The following is a 2141-nucleotide window of genomic DNA, read 5'->3' as shown; positions in this document are numbered from 1 at the left end:
GCGGGCAGCTGGCTCACCACGTCGACCGCCTCGTTGGCGGCGCTCGCGGCAATGCGCAGCACGTCGCCATCGCTGTCGGCGCTGCGCACCGGGCGGCCGGCCGGCAGCCGGCGCACCATGTGCAGCACCTCGTCGTTCAAGCCCCAGTGGCGCGCCACGGCGGCGCCCAGCAGTTCGCTGTCGACGCCGAGCACCGCGAACGACGCGCCCTCTTCCGTCATGCCCGGCTGCTCGGCCTCGCCCGGCTCGGCAGGCGGGATCGGCTGCATCAGCTGGCGGATCTGTTCGGCTTCATCGGGGAAGTGGTACTGCACCATCAGGCGGCCCAGGTTCTGCAGCGTCGCGATCAGGTAGATCACCTCGGGGTCGTAGCCCGCCGGGCGCAGCACCTGCGCGGTGTGGCCGGCCAGGCGCACGCGGTCCATCAGCTTCTGCAAGGCATCGGCATGCACGGGCGACAGCGGCCCGGGCCACGGCCGCAGCACCGCGGCCGCACTGCGCACGCCCTTCAGCCCCATCAGCGCGACCGCGCGGCGGATCGTCAGCACCGGGCCGTTGCCGGAAATCTGCGTGCCCTGCACCTGCGCCGAATTGACGGTGCGCAGCAGCTCGAAGCTGAGCGCCATGTCCTGCAGGATCTGCTGGGCGATCTCGTCGGTGCGCTGGCCCTCGGCCATCGCGAGCCGGCCCACGCGCTGCGCAACGCCGGGGGCCGCCGGCAGGTGGCCGATGCTGCGCATGCGGTCGATCAGCAGCGCGATCGCGCCGCCGCTGTCCTGCGCATCGGTCTCGCGCCAGCCCGACATCGCGCGCAGCAGGGTGCGGGCGCTGTGATAGCGCTGGCGCTCCTGGCGGTCGGTCGCGCGGTTGGCGATGGCGCGCAGCGCATCGGGAATCGGCTTCGGCGTGCCCCAGGGCAGGCGGATGATCTCGCGGCCGGTCGGCGGCAGGCGCTCGATCACGCGGGCGGTGTCGGGTTCGTCGAGCGCCGGCTGGCCGCACAGCAGCTGGTGCAGCACCAGGCCGGCACAGAGCACGTCGCGCTCGGCCGCGAGGCGGGAGGCGCGCAGCTGGTTCGGGTCCATCGGCATCGCGCGGTCGTGGGCGCGGTCGGCGGCGGCCGCCTCGCCGGTGGCGGGCGGTGCCGAGGCGACGGCCAGCGCCATCACGCGCACCGTGCCCTGCTCGCTGAGCAGCACGTGGTGCAGTTGCAGGTCGCGGTGCGCCACGCCGGCTTCATGCGCGAAGGCCAGGCCTTCCAGCGCCTGGATCATCCAGCCCACCGCTTCGTTGGCCGTCAGCCCGGGCGTGGCCGCGAGCCGTTCGGCCAGCGTGCTGCCGAGCGCGCGGTCGACCGCGACGTACGGCCAATGGTCCTGCACGCCCACTTCGATCACGTGGGCCAGGTTCGGGTGGTCGAGCCGGGCGGCGAGCCTGGCGTCGCGCGTCCAGGCCTCGAGGCCGGCTGCGTCGGCGGGCTGCACGCGCGGCAGCGTCAGCATCACCTCCTGCGAGGCGCGCGGGTCGAACGCGAGCCACACCATGCTGCGGTCGCTCTTGCCCAGCAGCTGACGCAGCTGATAGCGCCCGAACGCGCGTGTCGGCGCGGTCTTGGCGGCAGGAGTCTCCGGAACGGACATGAGCGAGGCGCGATGTGACGAAGTTGCCTTATTGGACGACCGAATGCCGCATCGTGGTGCGCTGATGAACCCGGAAAAGCCGTGCCAATTTCAGACGGCGAGGCTGCTTTTCGTGCGTCAGATGTCGAGCTCGACGACCTCGCCGGTGCCGCCGATCAGCGCACAGCGCACCGGCTCGCCGGGCTGCAGCGCCTGCACCGCGTCGCGGTAGCGCTGCATCTGCTCGTGGTAGGCCTGCTGCGCCTGCGGCTTGTGGGCGAGCTTGTAGTCGAGCACCCACCAGACGCGCCGGCCGCCTTCGTCCAGCGCCACCAGCCGGTCGATGCGCAGCGGCTGGTCGCCCTGCGCCACCGCGACCTCGTTGCCCGCCCACAGCAGGCCGCTGCGGTCGAAGAAGCGGCGGCCGCTCGCGTGCTGCAGCATCGTCGATGCGATGCGCAGCACCTCGCGCGGCGGGCTGTCGAACGCGGCCGCGGCGGCCGTGGCCAGTGCCTCCAGGTC

1 protein-coding gene and 1 pseudogene are annotated in these 2141 nt (G+C 72.9%); both read right to left on the bottom strand.

Annotated elements, in window-relative coordinates:
* A partial coding sequence (locus AC1D01_RS31505; RefSeq protein WP_477873451.1) for a serine/threonine protein kinase occupies positions 1 to 1640 on the bottom strand: 1640 nt, incomplete at its 3' end.
* Positions 1641 to 1757: 117 nt separating this feature from the next.
* Positions 1758 to 2141, bottom strand: a pseudogene (locus AC1D01_RS31500) (UvrD-helicase domain-containing protein); the annotation flags it as partial.

This window comes from Rhizobacter sp. P3_B12, from assembly GCF_056402895.1.
The sequence above is the reverse complement of the archived record's forward strand: the minus strand, read 5'-3'. Positions and strand labels throughout refer to the sequence as shown.